The organism is Bacillus sp. FJAT-47783 (assembly GCF_022808615.1).
Lineage (GTDB): Bacteria > Bacillota > Bacilli > Bacillales > Aeribacillaceae > Bacillus_BZ.
The window spans coordinates 1-23,544 of the sequence record NZ_JAKZKS010000022.1; the positions used below are offsets into that span (position 1 = coordinate 1).

Below are 23,544 nucleotides of genomic sequence, written 5' to 3' on the forward strand. Positions count from 1 at the left end.
TGCTGATGCTTATTCTCGCTTCTTTAAGAAGCAAAACGACAAACCACGCTTCAAGTCTAAAAAGAATCCTGTGCAATCTTATACAACCAAGCATACGAATGGAAATATTGCTGTACTGGATAAACACTAAAACGATCATAAGAAATATTCCTGTTAAAACAAAACCACTCCCTCCGATCAGTCCAAGCATACGGTTATCGATTACTTCTAACACCATTCCAGCTGAGAACATCGATATGCCGATAAGAGAATTTGAAACCGTTGCGAGTAAACCAAACATCATCCCTTGGTATTCTCTTGGTGTTTCTTTCATGACGATGGAATCGATACATGTATTACAAATTCCCGAAACAAGAGAAGTCAATATGTATAAAAGAATAGCTATAAAAGCGAAGGAAATTTGACTTAATAAGATGTGTAACACTCCTTCTAACATAAGTGTGCCTAATCCAATGATGATAAGGTGCTTATGAATACGCTGACTTATGGAAAAACTCAGTATTAACCCAATCCCTAGTGCTCCATAAAAAAGACCGACACCAATATCGCCAAGGTGAAATTCTTGAACAGCGTAAAGACTAATCAACACATTATCAATTCCATTAAATAATGGAACGAACACTTCAAATGAAACAGCAATGAGAAGGGGGCTAGATAGGGATATTAATTGTCTTAGTGTTTGAAGTGAATGAAAGAATGAAAACTTCTCCGCTTTCGTTTCGCTCTCTTCTTTATGATGGTGGTAACCAGATGGGAGTTTAAGAATAATGAAAGCGGCTAGTAAAAAGGACAGTCCATTAAGCCAAAAGGTCACATCAGGACCAAAAAAATAGGTGACAACCCCTCCTGAAAATGCCCCAATCATTAACACGATACCTAGCATCACTTGTTCCAAACTATTAATCTTAATAATATTTTCTTGCTTAACAAGTGAAGGAATGAGGGATTTTCTTGCTGGAGCATAAATGGCTTCTCCCGATGCTAGCATAAACGTGCTGATATAAATGATCCAGATCATCGATTCATCATTTACAAACACAAGTGAGATGGCAAAAATAATTCGTAATAAGTCAGTGAAAATCAAAATGTTTTTTCGTGAGAACCTGTCAGCCAAAAAACCTCCAATCGGTCCAAACAACAAAAAAGGGATCACTCGAATTGCCAAAGTAATTCCAACGGCAAGTCCTGAGTCGGTGATTTGAATTAATAACACGAGTAGGGCGACTTGACTAAATCGGTCTCCAATCCCATTTACGATCCCAGCTCCAAAAAGCCGTGCGTAATGCTTCTCTTGACGAAAAAGATGAATAATTCTTGTCATAATACCCCTTCTTTCATTTTTCTAATTAGACATATATCAAATTAGTTGTTTAAAAAAATTTGTGATGGAACGATTAAACCCAAAGCTCTGGCGGGTTTAATTCATATTGATTTTTTTCGCGAAACATAAAATGATTCATGACAAGCTCTCGCCTTAATGTGGCATAATCTTCATGAAACTGCTCAAGGTAACGATTGATTTCACTTTCATCATACACTTCACCAATTTTTAATCCTTTAATAATATGCTCAAGAATAATGATTCGTTTCTTGCGCTGTGCAGGAATAGACTTTAATTTTCCGTCATGCGTAAAGAAATTTGCAATAATCTGATTTCTCTCTCGTTCGCTTGCTTTCAATTCTTCATTTCTAGCTGGTTCCGTCACCATCTTCAAAATAGCTAACGCGCTGGATTCAAGCCTTTTTGTATTTAAGGAAAAATAAATCGTATTCTTTTCACGTTTTTCCGTAACAACGCCGATTTCGCGAAGCTTTGTCATATGATGGGTAATCGTTGGCGGTTTTAAGCCTAGTTTCCCTGCTATCGCTTGGCCGTGCAATGAGCCGTGTCTTAATAAAGCAATAATACGAAGTCTTGTCGGATCACCTAACGTTTTATGGAAATTAACGAGTCTGGTTAACTGCAAATGATTTCCTCCTAATTTAATTATTATCTAATTTGATAATAATCTAATCAAAGATGAATTTCAATACATTTACAAAAGTATAAGGTGAATTTCCAAAGGTCGGTAGTCTCTTTTTGTAAACGTTTTTTATTCATATTTAACTTTCATGATAGTTGCTTCTGCAAAAGAACAATGAGGCACATTAAGCACGTATTGAAAAATTGAACCAATATCAAAACTATCCAGTAAGAGAGTATTTACTGATTTATCCTAATGAGAAAATTGTGGAGCAATATATTCTTGGAGAAAAGGGAACGTATGAAACACTTATTATTTACAGTGAAGAGGATGTATTTCGCTCTCGTACTTTCCCAGAATTCAAAGTTAATTTGAGCGATATTTTCTCTTAATAAAAGGCGAGGAGCAGTTATTCCCGAATAGAGAATAACTGCTGTTTCTCTTTTAATGAGAAAACGATCATAAGAAATATTCCTGTTAAAACAAAACCACTCCCTCCGATCAGTCCAAGCATACGGTTATCGATTACTTCTAACACCATTGCACGTATGATGGCAGTGTCAACTTCATCAAAATTTAGAGCAATAAGAAAGAGCTTCGATTGAAGGTTAAGGCTTCTTATTTGCCCAAAACCAGCTACACTTTGTTTGAGCCCCTACCGAGATGTGTGATTAAGTTTTCGTATGAGGAACGTAAACTATGGTTCATAGCTTGTATAACATTTTGTTTGAATTTTGGATACTGGATCAGTAAGTGTTCTATGAACAATAAAGGAACTTTCATTAATACTGTATTCTCTGATGGGCTGATGATCAGGCCGCTTGTATCAACATCAAGGAGGCTGAAAAATTCACCCTTTTGTATGGAGCTTACTTGAAATGGTTTCTTTTCGGCATTATGATAGTACAGAACCAACTCCCCGACGAGAACAATGTATATTTCCTCTTGAGTAAGAAGCTCCCTAATAGGTTTAAACGCCTGGACTTCCATTAGTGTGGAGGCAGCAACTATTTTTTTTAATACTTGATGATCGAGATCGTGAAAGATCGACAGGTTTTTCAAGTAAAGTAAAAGTGTATATTGAGATGTAACCACAATTCTCCCTCCAAAATATATCGGTAATTTCCATGATAGACGAGAGACAAAAAGGGTTTGCAAAATATATAAGGAGTATTGTCTCAACTGGTATCATTGGAATGAATAAAGAACACTCGGTCTAGGTTGTCTCCCTGCATAATGATAATCGAACGTCTGTTTGGAGTTCTGGAGGAAGAGATCAATAGGTGATCCGACGATTCTTTCATCCGCATGTTTTTAAGCAAGTTTCCTCTAAAATCATCTCCCTTGAACAGGAGTCTTTAGCACACTTATCTGAACTCACATTGTCGCGGTTTCTTGAAGTTCACTTCACATGCTCTTGTAAGTTTCTAGATGACTAAAAAGGAATTTCCTTAAAGTACCGCTCCATTATCCTTGTCTCTTTTACTTTAATTGTAAGGGAAAGGGGGAGATATGTAAGTGAAATAAATCACATATGATTATTATGTGGCTGAAAGGTTAAATGTGGGAAAGATCGTCTTGAAACCATTGCTTCCAAAGCAACATGTGGCCTAGGATATGTTACTGGTTCCGTATATCGTACGGATTATCGAAAGTTCCTTTGAGTATGCGACTATTCCATTATTTATTGGCTGGCTGCTTCTCTACCTGGCTACCTATCCACTGTTGATGCTGTTAAATGGTAAGAAAAAAGTGAATACGTAAAATGGTCTGCTATTCTTAATTAGTATCATCATTCTTCTTTAAAAGTTAAAAGTAAAAAATTTTTGCACATAGTTTTTAGTGTCTAGCGCAGGGCGCCATCGGCTCGAGGTCACAAGCTGGTAGAAGGTGAAAAGAAACCTTCTACCAGCTTGTCTTGTTGTTTAGGAAATTATAAATTTCCAACCTATGGACAACTTTGTTCATAGTTGGTTGCGTTGAGCTCTAAGCGTTAGGCTAGCAAACTGCCCATTTCATCCGTACAATTAGTCAACATCGACTAAAACGTTGTTCAAGTTTCCTTTATTTCCTACTGAAATGGTCCAATTTGTACGCCGCTTTTGCGAAGCTCTCGCACTTTTGTTCTGCTTTTCCCCGATAGGCGGACGCCTTGCGCTTTTCTTAATTTGTTTTCGTCAGAATTAAAGATGCCAGGTTTTCATAGTGTTGGAACAGGAGAGAATCCTCTTTATAGATAGCTGGTGTGTCAGAGTGTTGATCTGGTTCCTGGATTGGCAGTTGCGCTAACAGATCCGTTCCGAGTGTCTCTGCCAAAACTTCTCCACCACCGGTTCCAAATAAATAGTATTTCTTTTCTCCTTCTCCAGGCTGAAAGTAAGACATGTTCTCAACAACACCAAGGATATCGTGTTTTGCCTTAAAGGCCATTGTACCGGCTCTTTCAGCAACGATCGACGCTGTTTGGTGAGGGGTCGTCACGATTATTTCCTTGCTTTGGGGAATATGATGATGCATATCTAGGGCGATATCTCCAGTACCTGGAGGCATATCTAAAATGCAATAATCCAATTCTCCCCACATAACATCTTTACTGAAATGCTCGACCATTTTTCCGAGCATTGGCCCTCTCCATATCACCGGTTCATTGTTTTTGATTAAAAACCCCATTGACATCACCTTAACCCCGTTTGATTCTACAGGAATAATTTTTCCGTTAAACGTTTTTGGCCTGTCTTTAAGGTTCATGATGTTAGGAATGCTAAATCCATATATATCAAGGTCAATCAATGCGACATTTTTCCCTCTTCGTGCAAGTGACACAGCTAGGTTGGTGGATACCGTGGATTTGCCAACCCCACCTTTTCCGCTAGTTACGGCAATTACTTGTCCTGTTAACATTTTAAACACCTCGTAAAATTTTTATTTTGATGAATTCCTTCCTATGTGATGTACTTCACAGTACATAAGAGGCTCTTTTATTACAATGAAGGAAATTGATGCATCAGTAACTAACTAAAACTTTAACAAAAATTGAGTTCCTTAGGTGTAAAAAAAGTCACATGGAGGATAGGGAATGATGAAGTCAATAGAACGATCATTTTATTCTAAAACGAGTAAGTACGCATTCTTCGTTATTTTGTTTCTGTTATTTACGATCTGGATTGGAACCGAGAAGTTTCTTCATTTTGATATGGCATTAATGGGATATCTGATTTCCTCTTTCATTTTTGCTATCGGTTTGACTGTAAGGATGTGCTCTTGGCTGCTTCGTCCAGCTACAAAGCAAGTGGTCAGGAGAAGCTTCCAAAATTTAAAAACGAAAAAAAGACAAAAACGAAATGTTCGAGCGATTATCAAAACAGCCTTTGAAAATATTTTTCTCCAGAAGTTCATCTTTAAAAGAGGTATCTACAGAGGGGTGCAGCACTTTTTGATTGCCTGGGGGTGTATTGGTTCTTTCGCCATCACGTTCGGTTTGACTTTTGGATGGATGCATTTTGAACTTGTCGATCCGGACACATACGTAATTGTTGTAATGGGGATTGAAACGATATCGATGGCAGCACACGGTTTGTTCGCGGAAATGGTCTATAACGGTTTGAATATAACAGCAACGATGGTTCTGATTGGGGTAAGCATGGCATTAGCCAGAAGGATTATTAGTCAAGATGTTAAGGTCACGCAAAGGGCAGAGTTTGATTTGTTCCCGTTGATCCTGTTGTTAGCCGTTACCGTTACAGGGTTGGTTTTAACGGTTTCTTACGCACTACTAGATGGGTGGATGCATCACTACCTCACACTCATACACCAAATTACTGTAGTAGTTCTCCTTATTTATTTTCCATTTGGGAAGTTGTTTCATTTACCGATCCGGCCGCTTGCAACGGCTGTTCCTATGAACTATCAAGAGGAATGGAAGGTGGATACCAAGCCTTGCCGAAGCTGTGGAATTGCTTACAGCTCAGACGATCAAATTAGTGACGTCCAGGAAATTCTCCGTTCGCAAAGTTTCGATCTGCAGTTAGCTGACGGAAGTTATTTATCGGACTACTGTCCGGCATGTCGCAGAAGAATCAGGGTGATGAAACAGATGAATATGGGACAACAAGTTCAAGAACAAGAAAAACCGATACTGACCAATAACGGAATCCATCTTCCTGGTTTCAGTAGGTCAAGACAAGATGACTATTATCAGTTTCCTGAGCATGTCCAAAAAGAGTTGGAAAAGTACCAAAAAGGAGGAAGTAAATGATGAGTCAATTTATTGCGAGAGAAGGAGTTAAAAACCTCCATAAACCAGGTGAGAAACTCATCACCACCCATTGCTGTTATTGCGGTATGCAATGCGGCATGCATATCCGGGTGAATGAAAAAAACAACAAGGTAGTCGGCGTGGAACCTCGCTATGATTGGCCGGTCACGAACGGGAAAATGTGTCCGAAAGGGGTCACCGCCTATCAGACGATTGATCATAAAGATCGAATTCTTAAGCCGCTTATTAAAAAGAATGGCCAATTTGTAGAATCATCATGGAAAGAAGCTTTAGATTTGATCGAAACGAACTTTAAGAAGCTCCAAAAAGAGAGTGGAAAAGATGCACTTTCCGTTTTCGGTGGTGTGTCCATGACAAATGAAAAATGTTATTTAGTAGGGAAATATGCGAGGGTCGGACTTGGTACAAGGTATATTGACTACAATGGTCGCTTTTGCATGAGTTCTGCAGCTGGCGGATTTTTGAAAACTCTAGGAATTGACAGGGGATCTACAGTTCCGTGGCCAGAATTAGAGCATACAGACTGCTTCTTCATCGCTGGGTCGAATACAGCAGAGTGTCATCCAACTAGTATTCAATGGTTATGGAGAGCAAAGGACAAAGGGGCGAAGCTAATTGTCGCCGATCCAAGAGAAACACCAACAGCAAGGGTTGCTGATGTTCATCTTGATTTAAAGCCGGGTACAGATTCTGCCTTGGCGAATGGTATGCTCCATATTCTGATCAAGGAAGGGTATGTGGATCATGATTATGTTGCTAAAAGATGCAACAATTTTGAAGCATTAAAGGAAAATGTAGAGAAATTTACACCCGAATATACATCTGAAATTACAGGGATTTCAATTGATAAAATTATTAAAGCAGGCCATATATATGGGAAGTCTCCTCGTTCTGTCGTCATGTTTGCCAGAGGTGTGGAGCAGCAATCTAAAGGTGTCGATAATGTAACTTTATATACGTCAATGGCTTTGCTAAGGGGGCAAATCGGGAAATTTGCTTCCGGGGTGGCGACCTTCACTGGCCAAGGCAATGGACAGGGAGGGAGAGAACACGGGCAAAAATCAGACTTGCTCCCAGGCTATCGAAAATTGACGGACCCTAAAGCGGTTGAACACGTAGCCAAAGTATGGGGAATTGAACCGAGTGAAATGCCAAAGCCCGGTGTGTCTGCTTATGAGATGTTTGACGAGATTCTTAACGGCAAAATTCGGGGAATGCATGTGATTTGTAGTAATCCTGCCGTATCAGCTCCAAATCTTGAGCATGTATGGAGAGGGTTCAAGGCACTTGATTTTCTCGTCGTTAGCGACTTTTTCCTCTCCGAAACTGCGCAATTTGCAGACGTCGTTCTGCCTGCAACGACTTGGGCAGAAGATGAGGGAACAACTACGAACCTTGAAGGAAGGGTCATTCGCATCCGCAAGGTAACAGAACCGCTTGGCGAATCCCAACCAGATTGGAAAATCATGAGCATGATTGCAGAGCGGATGGGGAAAGGAAAGTATTTTTCCTACAAAGATCCGAGTGAAATATTTGATGAGTTCCGTCTCGCAACAAAGGGAGGAAAAGCAGATTATTACGGTATTACTTGGGAACGAATTGATAAGGAAAATGGGGTGTTTTGGCCTTGTCCTTCAGAAGACCACCCAGGTACACCGACCATGTTTGAGGAATCGTTCGGGACACCTGATGGAAAAGCAAATCTTGCAGTGGTTGATTGGAAGGATGCTGGAGAAACGCCATCAAATGACTTTCCTTTATTCCTCACAACCGGGCGAGTGGTGTTCCATTATTTATCCGGGAATCAAACGAGAAGAGTTGACTTTCTCATGGAGCAATGTCCCGAGCCGTTTGCCGAAATGCATCCTGCTTTAGCAAGTAAATACGGGTTGATGGATGGCGATATTGTGAATTTGATTACGCCTAGGTCTAGCATGACCGTTAAAACACGGATAACAAAGGCGATTCGAAAAGATACCGTATTTGTCCCATATCATTGGGGGGAAGAACTGGCGGTTAATCAATTGACAAATGACTGTCTTGACCCAACTTCTCGGATGCCGGAATTTAAAGTTTGTTCATTGAGAATAGAAAAAGCGTAAACAAAATGACACGGGGAAGGAGATAGAACGATGAATAAAATCATGTATTTAGAATTTGAACGATGTATCGGCTGCCGGGCATGTCAAGCTGCCTGCCGTGAATGCGGGGACCATGATGCGAAAGAACGGAATTACGTCGAATATGTCGATTTTACTGAAAGTAGGCAAACATATCCTATGTTATGTATGCAATGTAAAGATCCGGCTTGTGCGAGAGTATGTCCGGCCAATGCCATTCAAATTACCGAAGAAGGCGTTGTTCTTTCTGCGATGGAGGAGAAGTGTATCGGCTGCCGCAACTGTACATTCGGCTGTCCTTTCGGGATTCCAAAGTTTGATTTTGAAGAAAACAAAATGTACAAATGTGACATGTGTTATGACAGATCCAAATATGATATCGCTCCGATGTGTGCCTCTGTTTGTCCAAGTGATGCGATCCGATTCATTGACTTTGACGAAATGCAAGCATTGCGCAGAAAACGTTCACAGATGAATCTCGTTGAAGGGAAAAAGCCACAAGAGGGAAATAAGTGGGACTATGTTCCAGAATTCTTTGGTGTTTATACTGATTAACGAAGAAGGGAGAGCTTTTGGATGAATAACAACAAACAAAAAAGAAACAGCAAAGATACTCAGGACGATATGATCAACTTAGTGGATAACCTTAACAGGGATGAAGACCTCAAATATAATCGGAGAGCGTTTTTGAAATCAGCCGTTGGTGCTTCCATCACCCTTGGGCTAGCGACATTGCCTTTCTCCGTATTGGCATTAAATGAGAAAGAGGATGAGAAAAATAAAAAATTAATTGGCAAGCTTTCTGATATTCCAAAGGACAGCGCTGTTAATTTCAACTATCCGACAGAAGATGAACCGGCTATACTTGTCCACACTAAAGAGGGAAAGTTAAAAGCTTATAATAGTAAGTGCACCCATCTTCAATGCCCGGTATTTTATGAAAAAGAGGAATCTGTCCTCCTATGTCCTTGTCACAGAGGGTTTTTCAGCGTGGATGACGGGCATCCTCTCGCCGGTCCTCCACAAAGGGAGCTACCTTTAATCGAGTTAGAAGTGAAAGATGGCTATGTTTATGCAGTTGGAAGGGAAATCCGTCATGGATCGTAAAGGATACTGGGTCGGCATTTTCCTTACATTGGCATTGAATGTTGTGATGTTACAATGGACAATAGAAGCCTATTTCGGTCAGGAATATACACATGTGTGGGCTTATTCCACTATAAGTTTTATTTCATCCGTTATTTGTTTCGTGATTTATTTAAGGTGGAGAAAGCAAACGTATAGGAAGTGAGATAAAAGAGATGTCTATGTCCTTATCGAGCTCGTATAAGGACATGGATGGGGGCGGAGGGAAGATGGATTTAGACCGTTTTCGTAATAAAAAAAGTTCCAGCAAAGTAAAGCTTTCTGGAACTTTTTTTATTTTACCATTCATTTGTCGGTTCAATTTTCAAGGCATTTCCGCTATATGTTCTTTCTCCCAATAAAGTAATAACGGAACATTGTATGATTTTATGTGAGGCGTTATCTTTTTTGTATTCAACAAACAGTCCGGAAGCAAGTTCACGTTCTTTCTCATCTAGTACTCTTACTTTTTTTCCTTCAAGAGATTTCAGTTTGGCATCTTGGAGGAACTCATACCATTTATACCAGTTCGTCAGGATATAGGCTCCTTCTCCGTTTTTTAAATATCCGAGCAAACTGTTGGAATCATCAAAATTTAGCTTTCCGTCTTGGAGAATCTCTTTTAATAAATGATGAATGGTAGTGTATTCTTCCAAGTTCAATCCTGGTGAAAATTTAAAAACGGCACTGTCATCATCAGAAGTATATTCAGCTCTTAAAAGTTCCCGGTTATTTGTCTTAAAAATATAGAAGCCGTTTTTACGAAAAAACCCTAGTTTTAATAATAACAAATCAAATTCTTCTTTATTTTGGATCTCTACCGTTACAGATAGCATCAAGTTTTCCCCCTTACAATGTGAAATGCATTACTGAGTTTTCTTTCTGTCAATATTAATATACGTTTTAGGTGGCTCAATCAGATATTAGTAGAAGAAAGCTGTCCGTTAAAACTTAAGGACCGCTTTTTGGACTCAATTCATTGTCTGTTTTTGGACGACCCCGTTAGTATCCGCAAATAGCATACTTTGAGATGACCTCTTGCTGCCCTTTCTTTCAACGCTCATTTTCTCTTGGAAGAACATCCATACGACGATAATTAAGCTTGCTAAGGCAAATTCTGATAAAGCCATGAAACCGATAGCATAGTGTCCCGTCGCTCCGAAAACGGTCGTGAGTACAAGAGGAGGGAAGAAGCCGCCGAGTCCTCCGATGGCAGAAACGATACCATTAACAATTCCTGCCTGCTTCGTGAAGTACATCGGAACAAGTTTAAAGACAGTACCATTACCGATTCCAGCACAAAAAGCAACGGTGAGAACCCCTATTGTATAAAGCTCCAGTGTAGGAGAGAAGGACAGTAGGATACCAGAGAAAGTCAATCCGGCAAACACAGCCATCAAAATGCCGAAAGGATTGAATTTATCGGATAAATACCCTCCAATTGGACGCATTAAGGTAGCGAGCGTGATAAATCCTGCTGTGCGCAGTCCGGCATCCACCGTTGTCATGCCAAAGTGGTTAACCAGGAAGTTCGGCAAGTACACTGTGAAAGCTACAAATGCCCCAAACGTAATGAAATAAAACAAGCTTAAACTCCACAAAGTTGCGTTCTTATAAACTTCTTTTATTTGCTTCCAAACAGGAACATTCACTTTTTTCTCATGTTTATCCCCTAATACTACATTAAGCAGTCCAAAGAGGATCAGTAGCGCAAGAAAGAGTCTTACGGTCATTTCCCACCCTAATGACTCTGCCATGACGGGGGCTGAAAAAGCAGTTATGGCGGTTCCGATATTTCCAGCACCATAAATCCCATTTACGAACCCATGCTTGTTAGGTGGAAAGTATTTAGGCAGCGAGGTTACACCGATAGAAAACGTTGCTCCTCCTATCCCTATCAGCAGACCGCCAATTATTAAGTCTGTTAATGAGTCGGCAATACTAATATAGAACACAGGCACTAATAAGATGAAGAAGCTGATCGTAAAGGTCACCCTTGCACCAAGCTTATTTGTATAATAACCTAATGGCACTCGGAGCAAGGATCCAAGTATGACGGGAATGGCGGTTACGAGTGTCGCTTCTTGGTTCGTCAGTTCAATATCATGTCTAATATTTGGCATTAATGAAGAAATTAACACCCAAATCATAAATCCTGCCACTAAACTTGATGTTTGAAGAGATAGTTGTATTTTTGGACTCTTCATTGTGCTATAACTCCCTTCTAGAACGATAGTTTATTCCTTGTTAGAGGTATCGTAGCAGAAAGGATCTTTTCTTGGTTGTGAAGTACATCACAGCAAAGTTTTTCAACAAAAACCTCATATGAACAACCACGGAATGTGAGTGGAAAAGTGGGTAATATTAAGGAAGATATGTTGCCTATAGGGGGGAGAAAGTAAAAAAAGCTACCTTAATCCAAAGATAGCTTCGAAAAATGAATGATTCATATTCAGAGAAACATCAGTCAATGTTACAGATGCTGATTGAACAATTCTCACACCCTATTTCATCTCGAAGGTATTGCAAGTCTTTCACAATGAGTTTTCCATCAGTTGTTGTACTAATGATTTCTTTTTTCTTCAATTCACTTAACATGCGGTTGACGCTTTCACGAGTCGCAGCGCAGAAATTCGCAAACTCCTGATTTGTAAGATGAATATCGATCAGGATTCCCTCTTCTGTACGAACACCATAACTATTCGTAAAACGAATTAATGTAGAATAAAGTGCACCTTTCTTCCCGTTCATCACCAAGTCTCGAATTTTAGACTGGTTCTTGCGCAAATGATCACTGATCCACCTCATGAATTCAAATGTCAATGAAGTATTTTTTAATAACTCGGCTTCAAGGTGATCTTTCTTTATCACAAGCACTTCGCTGTCGGAAAGTGCTAGCGCGCTGAGCATGTACTTGGCATCTGTTGAGAATAAGGTCAACTCACCAATAATATCGTTTTCCTTACATATTCTCAAGTTTAACTCTCTTCCTTCCATCGTCAGTTTGCTGATTTGGAAGAGGCCTGATTTTATCAAATACAGTTCATAGGCATCTGCACCTTCTTGAAACAAGTATGAATGTACCTTGACTTTTCTTAAAGTACTTATGGACATAAGTAAATTCTTCAATTCCTCAGAAATTAATTCTATGTCACTTTGTCTGAATGCGTTCAATTTCATTTTCAACCACTCCACACCTACTTATTTTGAGGATTTTGCTTTTTTTCATCCCAAGAGCTATAAGACTTTCAAAAGCATAAAAAAGGACTTCGCCCCTAATTTGTAGAGTTTTTGAAGTGACGATACTACAAAAAACATTAAGGACCCACCACTTTGTGTATTCTACAAAAAATTCTATTATCCTTTAAAGAACTAGATTCTTGCAAAAAATGTGTCATATCGAAATTCATCAAATGATGTGTTATATACAAAACCTTTGTTGTTTATGAAAATAAAAAAGGACATAAATTCCTTTTTGTAGGAATTTATGTCCTTTGTCATTGTAACCTTTTATTCACATATCGTCAATTTTATTTTTGCTTTACAGCTCCAAATTTCTATACTACAAATGAATCATGTGTTGACCTTTATCTATTTATTTTGACTGACGGAAGAATCAACAACACGATTCTCACTATTAACCAATGTAGTAATCAAGAACAAGGATCGCATTAAGCATAAAAAGAGAAAGTCAAACGAAACAATGGTATAATATTTTTAATTCAAGATAAATGAGGAGTGAACGTATTGAATATTAAAATATGGTCAGATTTCGTATGTCCGTTTTGTTATATCGGAAAGCGTCGTTTAGAAGAAGCGTTAAAGCAGTTCCCGCATCGGGAAGGGGTCAAGATTGAATTTAAAAGCTTCGAATTGGATCCGGAAGCCCCGAAGGATACTCGTATGACCGAGGCTGAAATGCTTGCGAAAAAATATGGTGTAAGTGTAGATGAGGCAAAAAAGATGACAGCACAAGTAGCAAAACAGGCGGAAACGGTTGGATTAACGTTTCATTTTGAAACGATGATTCCAACGAATACGTTTGATGCACATCGATTAGCTAAGTATGCAAAAACAAAAGGTAAAGAAACGGACATAACGGAAAACTTGTTGTATGCTCATTTCACTGAGTCAAAGCATATTGGGGATCTTGAAACATTAATGAATATAGCACATGCAGTCGGATTAGATCCAAAGGAAGTAAAAAACGTACTTTATAACGCTGACGAATATGCAAACGAGGTACGCGCGGATGAAAATATGGCCCGGAAAATTGGTGTCCGAGGTGTTCCGTTTTTTGTCATTAACGATAAGTATGCCATCTCTGGTGCCCAACCGACAGAAACCTTCCTTAAAGCGCTGGAAAAAGCATGGGAAGAAGAACAATCACCGGACCTTCAGCGTTTGTCTGAAGAAGAAGAGGCAGGTTCAATGTGTGGGGAAGGGCAATGCGAGATTCCAAATAAAAACGAATAAATGGAAACAGCCGCTATCTTCAAAAGAGAGCGGATAGGAGCCGCACAAAAACATGTTAAACAAACGTTTAATTAAAAAATATATGACGAGCTAAAAAGCAACTCGTTACTAACAGAAAATGAAAAAATCTTACATGTAGTTTTATCAACCTTTTTAAATAACTTATGTATCTCTTTCATATGGTCATTTTTTTTAATTATGATGCGATAAATCTAAAATTCTTTAAATAATTTAATAATAAGGAAACATGTATTCCACTGAATTTTTCCAATATTGGTGTTAAACTAAAGGAAATGAAGGTGGTGTCTCTTTTGAGTATAAATCAACCTATTCCTAAGAAAGTGTCATATGCTGAATATTTAACATGGACTGATGAGCCACGTTATGAAATTATTGATGGGATTCCCTATATGCAAGCTGCGCCGTCACGACTGCATCAGCGCATCGTATGCTGCAGAAAATGAAAAAGAATTTCATGTTGTACAGCCCGATATTAGTGTAGTTTGCGACGAAAGAAAATTAGATAATCAAGGTTGCAAGGGTGCGCCAGACCTCATTATAGAAGTTCTATCTCCATCGACTTGGCAGAGAGATCGTATTGAGAAACTGAACCAATATCAAAAATATGCAGTAAGAGAATATTTATTAATTTATCCTAATGAGAATATTGTGGAGCAATATATTATTGGAGATATGGGTACGTATGAAATACCTCGTATTTATAATAAAGAGGACGTATTCCAATCTCACATTTTCCCTGAATTTGAAATAGAGATGAGCACCATTCTTTCTTGAGCTCACTTAAAATCAATTAAGGTTTTAAGTGAGCTCCTTATCTGTTTACGATCAAAGCTTATATTGAATGACACGAAATAAACGAGGCCTTTTTTGATAATAACTTAACATTAAAGCTTCTAGGCTTTTAGGTGGAGAAGGACAACAAAAAAAGATTTGACAGTTTCATAAGTTGTGCTATTATAGGTGTCAGAATACGAATTAAATATCGCTTAATATGTATCCACTAGGGGTGCCCAAAAGATGGGCTGAGATTAAAGTGTTCCTTTAAGACCCTTAGAACCTGATCTGGATGATACCAGCGTAGGGAAGTGGAAGTGACGGAACATTACTATACGTATATTTACGAATGATTTCCAAACCACTTTCTTTACGCATGTAAGGAAAGTGGTTTTTTATTTTAATTATGCAGGAAAAAATTTACAAGGTTTAATGAAGTCTTCGATGTCCAGCTCCAGCACCTAGCCTCTTGAGTCTAAAACGTGACGCCGTAAAGGCAAAAAGCGCCTTTTCGTCGTAAGAACATTTTTGTCTGAGGCTGAGCAAGGCGCTTGGCGCTAAAACACAGAAGGGCCCGGTCTGTGAAGAATTTCTTTAATTTCTAGGAGGGAGTCTTATGTCATTTTCACAGTTACTTAGAAAAAAAGTTGACTCAATTTGGGAAGCTAGTTTTCATCATCCATTCGTGACGAAACTAGCGGATGGAAGCTTAGATTTAAATTCATTCCGTTACTACGTTTTGCAAGATTCATATTATTTAAGTCATTTTGCTCGTGTGCAAGCGTTAGGATCGGCGAAAGCACCTGAATTACATACGACAGCTAAAATGGCGCATCATGCACAAAACACGTATGAGGCGGAGCTTTCGTTACATGAGAATTTTGCTAAAAGATTAGGAATTACAGAAGAGGAAAAGGAATCATTTATTCCGGCACCGACTGCTTATGCGTATACATCACATATGTACCGTGCTGCATACGAAGGTCATATCGGCGATATTATCGCAGTGATTTTGCCATGTTATTGGTTATATTACGAGATTGGCGAACGCTTAAAAGGGAGTAAGCCGGCAGAACCGATTTATCAAGAGTGGATCAATGCTTACGGATCTGATTGGTTCCGTACGTTAGTGGAAGAGCAAATTGCGAGGTTAGATGCGATTGCAGAGACAGTAACAGAGGCAGATCGCAAGCGTATGGAACAACACTTTATCATTAGCAGTCAGTATGAATATTCATTTTGGGAAATGGCGTATACGTTAGAAGCGTGGCCTGTAAACGAAAAGGAGAAAGTAACAGATGCAAAATCATAAAGGACTAAAACTAGTAGACATTTTAACAACGATCGTCATTGCGATTGTGTTTGGACTTGTGTATAAACTTTGGGGGCCGTTTTACTATTTTGTGAAGCCGTTTGGGTTACATTTCGATCAGCTCATTTATGGAATGTGGTTTATTGCAGCAACCGTCGCCTTTTTAATTATTCGTAAGCCTGGAGTCGCTCTCTTAGCAGAAGTGGCAGCTGCATCTGGTGAATTTATGACAGGTTCCGAATGGGGCCTTGAAGTTCTTATTTATGGATTCGTACAAGGGTTATTAGCTGAAATGGTTTTCGCTGCATTCCGTTACAAACGTTATGATGTATTGGCGGTTTCATTAGCAGCAATCGGATCAACGGTTGGCTCACTCATTATGGATTTCTACAAAGGATATATTGAGGAGCTTGCTCTTTGGAACCTGACTTTATTTATTGTTGCACGTGTAGTTGGTGCTATTATCATATCAGGGTTTTTCGCTTACTATTTAGTCAAAGCTCTTGAAGCAACAGGAGTCACACAACTTGTACGCCCAGCGTCGAAAGCGGATTACGACGCATTAGATCGCTAGAAGGTGAAGAGATGGAACGAGTCGCATATGTAGATCAGTTACGTCTAAAATTTCCTGGCAACGACACATTATTGTTTAAGGATTTATCTATTTCGTTTCATAAAGGAGAAAAAGTGTTGTTGTTAGGTCCTTCAGGATGTGGAAAATCAACCTTGCTTCAAGTGTTAGCAGGGTTGATCCCTAATTCAATCGATATTCCGATGAAGGCAGAACAAAAGGCGATTCCGGAGAAATGGGGATATGTTTTTCAAGATCCCGATTCACAATTTTGTATGCCTTATGTAGATGAGGAACTTGCTTTTGTCCTTGAAAACATGCAAATACCTCGTGAGAACATGTATAAACGTATCAACGAGCTTATAAACTTAGTAGGTCTACAAGTAGACACGATCCACACCAATATCAATCAATTATCAGGTGGAATGAAACAAAGGCTTGCGATTGCATCAGCACTTGCTTTAGACCCCGACGTATTATTTTTAGATGAACCGACAGCTATGATTGATTCAGATGGAACCGAATCGATTTGGGACACGATTAAAAACATCGCAAAAGACCAAACAGTTATTATTGTTGAACATAAAATTGAACACGTATTTGATTTTGTTGACCGCATCGTGTTGTTTAACGACAAGGGAGAAATTATTGCAGATGGTCCAACAAAGGAAATCTTTCAAAAGTATAAAGCAACGATTGATAAACATGGAATTTGGCATCCATCGGTTTGGGATGATTATATAAATACACGTAAAAAAAGAGAAGTGCCTTCTTCACAAGAGGAAGTGCTACGCTTTCAACATTTTAAAGGGTATCGGAATAAAGAAGTGAAAATTTATATCGAGGAAGCCACGATTAATGCTGGGGAATGGATCGTCGTGACAGGAAAAAATGGAGCGGGGAAAAGTACGTTGCTCCATGCAATGACAAAGTTAATTCGCACGAACGGAACTTGTACATTTTATGGAAGACATCTTTCGAACATGAAAAATGTATATGACGAAATGGCGTTTGTTTTTCAAAATCCAGAGTTTCAATTTGTCACTCATTCTGTTTATGATGAGCTAGCGTACGGTTTAAGGCTTCAAAAGAAACCAGAAGAGGACATAAAGGATAAAGTTTCCTCCTTGCTCAATATGTTTCATTTGGAAGAGGTGAAACATCAGCATCCTTACCAACTGTCTATGGGACAAAAACGACGGTTAAGTGTCGCAGCATCGATTATTAATGAACAAAAGATCCTACTATTAGATGAACCGACATTTGGGCAAGATGCGAAAAACACGTTCGCCCTTTTAGAGCTTCTTGAACAGTTACGTAAGCGAGGAACAACGATTGTTATGGTGACGCATGATGAAAACATTGTGGAACACTTTGCAACGAGAAGATGGGAGATAAAGGAAGGGCGCCTAATAAAAGATGAGTCTATAGTATCGCTTCATGATAAAAATGCGTTGCTTTCGGTTTAAAAGGGGGGAAGACCAATGAGGTTACAGTTACAATATAAGGAAACATGGCTTCATCGCATAAACCCTAGCTTGAAGCTGATTGTGATGCTCGTCATATTTTTAAGTGTGCTTTTCATTCATAATCCAAATATACTCATTAATTTAACAATTGTTTTTCTCCTATTGTTTATAGCATATACAGGTTATCCAAAAAAATGGCTCATGCTTATTCTCCTTCCTTTCTTCGTCATTTTTATTTCAACGGCCACTTCCATGATCTTTTTTGGGAAAGGAGAAACAACGTGGTTTGAGTGGGGGCTTGTGCACATTACGAAAGAAAGCTTTTTTCGCGGCTTACACCTTGGTTTCCGTGCATTAATCTTTGCACTTCTCGGTATTATTTTCTCTTTAACAACAAGGCCTGTCTATTTATTTTATTCGCTGATGCAGCAGCTTAAATTAAAGCCTAAATATGCTTACAGCTTTTTAGCAGGAGTACGACTCATTCCGATTATGATGGAAGAATTTCAAACGATTCATAACGCCTTAAAAATTCGCGGAGCTACACAAGCAAAAAGCATTCGTGGTCTATTTGAAAAAATGAAACGTTACGCAATTCCTCTTCTTTCACAAAGTATTCGAAGGGCACAACGGATTGCGGTTGCGATGGAAGCGAAGCGCTTTACGAATGAGTCGAACCGGACGTTTTACTATGAAATTCGCTTTAGCAAATATGATGTACTTTTCGTAACAAGTATGGCTGTGCTTATTTTTCTAGCATATTACGTATCGAATGTTTTTCCGTACTTCCTCATAACCGATGTTCGTTAGAAAGAAGGGGACATAATGAGAAAGGAATTCCATGTCATCACAACAGGTAAACAACCTGTCAATCAGTTGGTAAGTATTGCTTCTACTATTTACCCATATGTTGATGCGATTCATTTGCGTGAAAAAACAAAAACAGCCAAAGAATTAGCAGAAATCGTTTCAGCTCTTATTGAAAAAGGAGTACCGAGGGAGAAATTAATGATTAATGACCGAGTCGATGTAGCTGTTGCTTTTCAATTAAAAGGTGTCCAGCTCGCTTACCATAGCTTACAGGCAAAACTTGTGAAACAAAGCTTTCCGAATTTACGAGTCGGATGCTCCGTTCATTCCATAGAAGAAGCGAAGCAAGCGGAACAAGAGGGAGCCGATTATCTTATCTATGGTCATGTTTTTGAAACATCGTGTAAGCCTAGCCTAGCTCCAAGAGGGTTGATGGAACTCGAAAGATTGATAAAAGAAGTACGTATTCCGGTTGTAGCAATTGGTGGAATTAAACAAGATAACGTTGAACACATTTTACAAGTAGGTGCAGACGGAATAGCTGTGATGTCTGGAGTATTTTTAGCAAATAACCCAGCGTTTGCGGCGAAAGCGTATCGGAGCTTGATAAGAAAGGAGAGGACGAACGTATGAGCAGCCTAAACTATGATACAGTCATTGTAGGCGGTGGGATCATTGGAAGTTCTATTGCGTTCCAATTAGCAAAACGTGGTGCACGTGTCGTCATGTTGGAAAAAGAAAAAATGGCGAGTCAGGCTTCAAGTGCTGCGGCAGGAATGCTTGGGGCTCAATCAGAATTTTCAAGCGATAGTCCTTTGATTCCGTTAGCCTTAAAGAGTCGTGCTATGTTTCCGAGCGTATCGGAGGAATTGAAACAACTAACCGGGATTGATATCGGGCTTGTACAAAAAGGACTAGTAAAAATTGCTTTCACCGACGAAGAATTTGATGCTTTACAAGAGCAATATCATTTTTGGGACTCCCGAGATGCTCATGTCAACTGGCTTGATCAACACGAACTGAAACAATTAGAACGAAATGTGACAGAAGATTTTAAAGGTGCTATGTACATTCGTAATGATGGACAAGTAAGAGCACCTGATTTATCCCGAGCCTTTAGTGAGGCCGCAAAAGTATATGGCGCAGAGATGAGAGAACATAAGGAAGCCATTTCTCTTTTGAAAAAGAAAGGACGCGTTAATGGAGTCAAAACCGAAAATGAAACGATTTATGCAGATTCTGTTGTTATCGCAGGAGGGGCTTGGTCCGCTCAGTTAGTAAAAGATACGAATTTGGATTTGAACATGTACCCAGTTAAAGGGGAATGTCTTTCCGTTTTGACGGAAACGCCATTGTTAGAAACAACGATGTTTTCAAAAGACGGTTGTTATATCGTTCCGAAACAAGGAAATCGACTTCTCATCGGTGCAACCTCGATTCCTCATACATTTAAAAAGGCTGTATCTGTAAAAGGAATCTATAGCTTGCTAAAACGGGCTCAAATGATGATACCGAAACTATCTGATGCTAGCTTAGAAAAAGTATGGAGCGGTATCCGTCCCCAAACAGAAGATGGGCTCCCGTTTATGGGAGAACACCCTCAAATTAAAGGGATGTGGGTAGCGACTGGACATTACCGAAATGGGATATTGCTAAGTCCGATCACAGGAGTTCTATTTGCAGATTTAATAGAAGGAAAACAGATAGACTTTGACCTTTCAAGTTTTCAACTAACAAGAAATGCTAAAAATATAATAACCACTTAGGAGTGAGTGGAAATGGAACTGATCATTAATGGAGAGGCGCTTCAACTTCCTGAAAGCGTCAAAACAGTATCAGACTTACTATCGCATTTTCAATTAGACAATAAAATTGCGATTGTTGAAGTGAATGTAGACATTATTCAGAAGCAAGACTATGAAACAACAATGTTATCAAATGGAGATAAAGTGGAAATCGTACATTTTGTAGGAGGCGGTTAATATGTTAAAAATTGGACCATATGAATTTGAATCAAGACTTTTATTAGGGACAGGAAAATATCCGAACTTTGATATTCAAAAAGAAGCTGTAGACGTTTCAGAAACTGAAATTTTAACCTTTGCGGTACGTCGGATGAACATTTTTGAACCAAATCAACCAAACTTTTTAGAGAAGCTTGAGGTTGAAAAATACAAATTGCTACCGAATACAGCTGGAGCGAAAACAGCGGAAGAAGCCGTTCGCATTGCAAAATTAGCGAAAGCATCAGGACTTTGTGACATGATTAAAGTTGAAGTTATCGGTTGTCCAAAAACACTTTTACCAGATCCAGTCGAAACATTAAAGGCAACAGAAATATTATTAGAAGAAGGGTTTATCGTTTTACCTTATACATCTGATGACGTTCTTTTAGCGAAACGCCTACAAGAATTAGGCTGTCATGCTGTCATGCCAGGTGCATCACCGATTGGTTCAGGGCAAGGTATTATCAATCCATTAAACATCAGCTTAATTGTTGAACAAGCAACGGTTCCTGTCATTGTCGATGCGGGTATTGGCTGTCCAACAGATGCAGCTATGGCAATGGAATTAGGGGCAGATGGCGTTTTACTGAATACAGCAGTAGCAGGTGCAAAAGACCCAGTAAAAATGGCAAAAGCGATGAAGCTTGCCATTGAAGCAGGAAGGCTCGGCTTTGAAGCTGGACGAATTCCGAAGAAACGGTATGCAACAGCAAGCAGCCCGATGGAAGGGATGAGTACTGTTTGACCGAACGATATTCGAGACAGGAGCTTTTTTCACCAATCGGAAAAGAGGGCCAAAAAAAAATAGCAACGAAACATGTTCTAATTATCGGAGCAGGTGCTTTAGGTACAGGAAATGCAGAAGCGCTCGTTCGTGCTGGTATCGGAAAGCTAACGATCATTGATCGTGATTATGTAGAATGGAGCAATTTGCAAAGGCAGCAACTTTATAGTGAAGAAGATGCACGTAATCGTTTTCCGAAAGCTATTGCAGCGAAAGAACGTCTCAAACAAGTCAATCAAGATGTTGAAATTGAAGCGATCGCTGGTGATGCAACACCGATTGATTTAGAAAACTTGATAAAAAAAGAGAAGCCTCATTTAATTCTTGATGCAACAGATAATTTTGATACAAGAATGGTCATAAATGACGTTTCTCAAAAATATAACATTCCGTGGATTTACGGAGCTTGTGTTAGTAGTTATGGTTTAAGTTATGTGATTATTCCTAGGAAAACACCTTGTTTACATTGTTTGTTAGATACTGTTCCGTTAGGTGGTTTGACGTGTGATACAGCAGGCATAATTAGTCCTACGGTGCAAATGGTTGTTTCTTATCAAGTAGTCGAGGCGTTAAAAATTCTTGTTGAGGATTGGGACTCATTAAACGGGAAACTGATTTCGTTTGATTTATGGAAAAATCAACATACGTCGATTCGCGTTGATAAGGTGAAAAAGGAAAACTGTCCTTCTTGTGGAACGAACCCAACCTACCCTTATTTAACGTACGATATGCAAACAAAAACGGCCGTGCTTTGCGGACGGGATTCAGTACAAATTCGACCAGCACTTCAAAAGGAACGAGATTTAAAGCAGTTGGCGCAATTACTTTCTCAGCAAGGAAAAAAAGTGGAGGCAAACCCGTACCTTCTATCGTTTCAAGTTAACGAGCATCGTCTTGTTGTGTTTAAAGATGGACGCGTACTCGTTCATGGCACAAAGGATATCAATGAAGCGAAAGTATTATATCATCGCTATTTAGGGTAATGAAAGGAGGTTAACCCTATGAACGTCTATAAAGCATTAACGATTGCTGGTTCTGACAGTGGGGGTGGAGCAGGCATTCAAGCCGATTTGAAGACGTTTCAAGAGCTTGGGGCATTTGGCATGTCCGCGATTACAGCGGTAACCGCTCAAAATACGCTCGGTGTACAAGGAGTTTATCCATTATCTGTTGCGGCGATTATCGAGCAAATCGACTCGATTGAAGAAGATTTACGTCCTCACGCATTAAAAACAGGCATGTTGTTTAGCGAAGAAATCATTGAAGCGGTGGCTGAGCGAGTCAAAAAATATCAATGGAATAATCTTGTCGTAGATCCTGTTATGATTGCAAAAGGTGGAGCACCTTTATTACAAGAGAAGGCAGTACATGCGATGAAAAAATACTTAATCCCAATCGCAAAGGTCATAACACCCAATATCCCAGAAGCGGAAGTGCTAACGGAAATGATCATTGACAGCATGGATGCTCGAAAAGAAGCGGCGAAAAAGCTAGTTGAATTAGGAGCAAAGAATGTTGTGATGAAGGGTGGCCATGATCCTAGTGATCGATTAATTGACTTATTATATGATGGAGAGCAATTTTTCGAATGGGAAAGTCCGCGCGTTGATACGAACCATACACACGGGACAGGGTGTACGTTTGCAGCCGCTATTACGGCAGAGCTTGCAAAAGGGAAAACCGTACAAGAGGCAGTCGGAGTTGCGAAAGCATTTATTCAAGCGGCAATTGAAGATGAGCTCGGAATTGGTGGCGGACACGGTCCAACGAATCATTGGGCATACCGGAAGCGTCAAGAGGTGTTAACGTGAAGTTTCAGCGTGAGCATTTAACGTT

At 39.4% G+C, this 23,544-nt stretch carries 24 protein-coding genes, 2 pseudogenes and 1 riboswitch; of the genes and pseudogenes, 19 read left to right on the top strand and 7 right to left on the bottom strand.

Going from position 1 to position 23,544, the window contains the following annotated elements; genetic code table 11:
* A pseudogene (locus MLD65_RS13990) lies at positions 1 to 127 on the top strand (IS200/IS605 family element RNA-guided endonuclease TnpB); the annotation flags it as partial.
* Between the two features lie 66 nt (positions 128 to 193).
* Here MLD65_RS13990 and MLD65_RS13995 read toward each other — a convergent pair.
* Both MLD65_RS13995 and MLD65_RS14000 read right to left on the bottom strand, forming a co-directional pair.
* Positions 194 to 1,321: pseudogene (locus MLD65_RS13995) on the bottom strand (MFS transporter); the annotation flags it as partial.
* A 73-nt stretch (positions 1,322 to 1,394) separates the two neighbouring features.
* The gene (locus MLD65_RS14000; RefSeq protein ID WP_243292490.1) at positions 1,395 to 1,967 is read right to left on the bottom strand and encodes a DUF2087 domain-containing protein; all 573 of its coding nucleotides are present in this window, start codon (positions 1,965 to 1,967) and stop codon (positions 1,395 to 1,397) included.
* 200 nt (positions 1,968 to 2,167) lie between these two features.
* Here MLD65_RS14000 and MLD65_RS18475 point away from each other — a divergent pair, with 200 nt between their 5' ends.
* Positions 2,168 to 2,356, top strand: coding sequence for a hypothetical protein (locus tag MLD65_RS18475; RefSeq protein WP_481748531.1), 189 nt, complete (start codon positions 2,168 to 2,170; stop codon positions 2,354 to 2,356).
* A gap of 244 nt (positions 2,357 to 2,600) precedes the next feature.
* Here the strand turns inward: MLD65_RS18475 and MLD65_RS14005 are convergent, their stop codons facing one another.
* Positions 2,601 to 3,059, bottom strand: coding sequence for a cyclic nucleotide-binding domain-containing protein (locus MLD65_RS14005; RefSeq protein WP_243292491.1), 459 nt, complete (start codon positions 3,057 to 3,059; stop codon positions 2,601 to 2,603).
* A 522-nt stretch (positions 3,060 to 3,581) separates the two neighbouring features.
* Here MLD65_RS14005 and MLD65_RS14010 point away from each other — a divergent pair.
* Positions 3,582 to 3,728: a YwiC-like family protein gene (locus MLD65_RS14010; protein ID WP_243292492.1), complete on the top strand. Its 147-nt coding sequence runs from the start codon at positions 3,582 to 3,584 to the stop codon at positions 3,726 to 3,728.
* 399 nt (positions 3,729 to 4,127) lie between these two features.
* On the opposite strand, the gene MLD65_RS14015 is transcribed toward MLD65_RS14010, so the two are convergent.
* The gene (locus MLD65_RS14015) at positions 4,128 to 4,865 is read right to left on the bottom strand and encodes an Mrp/NBP35 family ATP-binding protein (protein ID WP_347709310.1); all 738 of its coding nucleotides are present in this window, start codon (positions 4,863 to 4,865) and stop codon (positions 4,128 to 4,130) included.
* Positions 4,866 to 5,040: 175 nt separating this feature from the next.
* Here MLD65_RS14015 and MLD65_RS14020 point away from each other — a divergent pair, with 175 nt between their 5' ends.
* Genes MLD65_RS14020 through MLD65_RS14035 form a run of 4 tightly spaced genes read left to right on the top strand, consistent with a single transcriptional unit; the run spans position 5,041 to position 9,467 of the window.
* Positions 5,041 to 6,219, top strand: coding sequence for an MFS transporter (locus MLD65_RS14020; RefSeq protein WP_243292493.1), 1,179 nt, complete (start codon positions 5,041 to 5,043; stop codon positions 6,217 to 6,219).
* Positions 6,219 to 8,342, top strand: a complete 2,124-nt coding sequence (gene fdhF / locus MLD65_RS14025; protein WP_243292544.1) for a formate dehydrogenase subunit alpha — start codon at positions 6,219 to 6,221, stop codon at positions 8,340 to 8,342. Before MLD65_RS14020 ends, fdhF begins: the two co-directional genes overlap by 1 nt.
* 30 nt (positions 8,343 to 8,372) lie before the next feature.
* A complete protein-coding gene (locus tag MLD65_RS14030) occupies positions 8,373 to 8,915 on the top strand; it encodes a 4Fe-4S dicluster domain-containing protein (protein WP_243292494.1) in 543 nt (180 codons plus the stop codon).
* Between the two features lie 21 nt (positions 8,916 to 8,936).
* Positions 8,937 to 9,467: a QcrA and Rieske domain-containing protein gene (locus tag MLD65_RS14035; RefSeq protein ID WP_243292495.1), complete on the top strand. Its 531-nt coding sequence runs from the start codon at positions 8,937 to 8,939 to the stop codon at positions 9,465 to 9,467.
* A gap of 317 nt (positions 9,468 to 9,784) precedes the next feature.
* Here the strand turns inward: MLD65_RS14035 and MLD65_RS14040 are convergent, their stop codons facing one another.
* The 3 genes from MLD65_RS14040 to MLD65_RS14050 all read right to left on the bottom strand — a co-directional run bounded on the left by MLD65_RS14040 (position 9,785) and on the right by MLD65_RS14050 (position 12,665).
* Positions 9,785 to 10,321, bottom strand: coding sequence for a hypothetical protein (locus MLD65_RS14040; protein WP_243292496.1), 537 nt, complete (start codon positions 10,319 to 10,321; stop codon positions 9,785 to 9,787).
* 135 nt (positions 10,322 to 10,456) lie between these two features.
* Positions 10,457 to 11,692, bottom strand: coding sequence for a nitrate/nitrite transporter (locus MLD65_RS14045; protein ID WP_243292497.1), 1,236 nt, complete (start codon positions 11,690 to 11,692; stop codon positions 10,457 to 10,459).
* A gap of 256 nt (positions 11,693 to 11,948) precedes the next feature.
* On the bottom strand, positions 11,949 to 12,665 hold the full coding sequence (locus tag MLD65_RS14050; RefSeq protein WP_243292545.1) for a Crp/Fnr family transcriptional regulator: 717 nt from the start codon (positions 12,663 to 12,665) through the stop codon (positions 11,949 to 11,951).
* Between the two features lie 567 nt (positions 12,666 to 13,232).
* On the opposite strand from MLD65_RS14050, the gene MLD65_RS14055 reads away from it, so the two are divergent.
* The 12 genes from MLD65_RS14055 to thiD all read left to right on the top strand — a co-directional run bounded on the left by MLD65_RS14055 (position 13,233) and on the right by thiD (position 23,519).
* Positions 13,233 to 13,961 (top strand): DsbA family oxidoreductase, encoded by a 729-nt coding sequence (locus tag MLD65_RS14055; protein WP_243292498.1) that lies wholly within the window; start codon positions 13,233 to 13,235, stop codon positions 13,959 to 13,961.
* 384 nt (positions 13,962 to 14,345) lie between these two features.
* On the top strand, positions 14,346 to 14,756 hold the full coding sequence (locus MLD65_RS14060) for a Uma2 family endonuclease (protein WP_243292499.1): 411 nt from the start codon (positions 14,346 to 14,348) through the stop codon (positions 14,754 to 14,756).
* Between the two features lie 218 nt (positions 14,757 to 14,974).
* Positions 14,975 to 15,083, top strand: a riboswitch (TPP riboswitch).
* Between the two features lie 289 nt (positions 15,084 to 15,372).
* Complete coding sequence (gene tenA, locus MLD65_RS14065) at positions 15,373 to 16,068, top strand: thiaminase II (RefSeq protein WP_243292500.1); 696 nt, start codon at positions 15,373 to 15,375, stop codon at positions 16,066 to 16,068.
* The gene (locus MLD65_RS14070) at positions 16,055 to 16,642 is read left to right on the top strand and encodes an ECF transporter S component (RefSeq protein WP_243292501.1); all 588 of its coding nucleotides are present in this window, start codon (positions 16,055 to 16,057) and stop codon (positions 16,640 to 16,642) included. Before tenA ends, MLD65_RS14070 begins: the two co-directional genes overlap by 14 nt.
* 11 nt (positions 16,643 to 16,653) lie before the next feature.
* On the top strand, positions 16,654 to 18,108 hold the full coding sequence (locus tag MLD65_RS14075) for an ABC transporter ATP-binding protein (RefSeq protein ID WP_243292502.1): 1,455 nt from the start codon (positions 16,654 to 16,656) through the stop codon (positions 18,106 to 18,108).
* Between the two features lie 15 nt (positions 18,109 to 18,123).
* The gene (locus MLD65_RS14080) at positions 18,124 to 18,918 is read left to right on the top strand and encodes an energy-coupling factor transporter transmembrane component T family protein (RefSeq protein ID WP_243292503.1); all 795 of its coding nucleotides are present in this window, start codon (positions 18,124 to 18,126) and stop codon (positions 18,916 to 18,918) included.
* 15 nt (positions 18,919 to 18,933) lie between these two features.
* Positions 18,934 to 19,551, top strand: coding sequence for a thiazole tautomerase TenI (tenI, locus tag MLD65_RS14085; RefSeq protein WP_243292504.1), 618 nt, complete (start codon positions 18,934 to 18,936; stop codon positions 19,549 to 19,551).
* Positions 19,548 to 20,684 carry a glycine oxidase ThiO gene (gene thiO / locus MLD65_RS14090; protein WP_243292505.1) on the top strand — a complete coding sequence of 379 codons (1,137 nt, stop codon included), beginning with the start codon at positions 19,548 to 19,550 and terminating at the stop codon, positions 20,682 to 20,684. Before tenI ends, thiO begins: the two co-directional genes overlap by 4 nt.
* A gap of 12 nt (positions 20,685 to 20,696) precedes the next feature.
* Positions 20,697 to 20,900, top strand: coding sequence for a sulfur carrier protein ThiS (gene thiS, locus MLD65_RS14095; RefSeq protein WP_243292506.1), 204 nt, complete (start codon positions 20,697 to 20,699; stop codon positions 20,898 to 20,900).
* A gap of 1 nt (position 20,901) precedes the next feature.
* Positions 20,902 to 21,669: a thiazole synthase gene (locus MLD65_RS14100; protein ID WP_243292507.1), complete on the top strand. Its 768-nt coding sequence runs from the start codon at positions 20,902 to 20,904 to the stop codon at positions 21,667 to 21,669.
* Positions 21,666 to 22,691: a thiazole biosynthesis adenylyltransferase ThiF gene (locus MLD65_RS14105; protein ID WP_243292508.1), complete on the top strand. Its 1,026-nt coding sequence runs from the start codon at positions 21,666 to 21,668 to the stop codon at positions 22,689 to 22,691. The genes MLD65_RS14100 and MLD65_RS14105 overlap by 4 nt, the downstream gene beginning before the upstream one ends.
* A gap of 18 nt (positions 22,692 to 22,709) precedes the next feature.
* On the top strand, positions 22,710 to 23,519 hold the full coding sequence (gene thiD / locus MLD65_RS14110) for a bifunctional hydroxymethylpyrimidine kinase/phosphomethylpyrimidine kinase (protein WP_243292509.1): 810 nt from the start codon (positions 22,710 to 22,712) through the stop codon (positions 23,517 to 23,519).
* Positions 23,520 to 23,544: the final 25 nt, after the last annotated feature.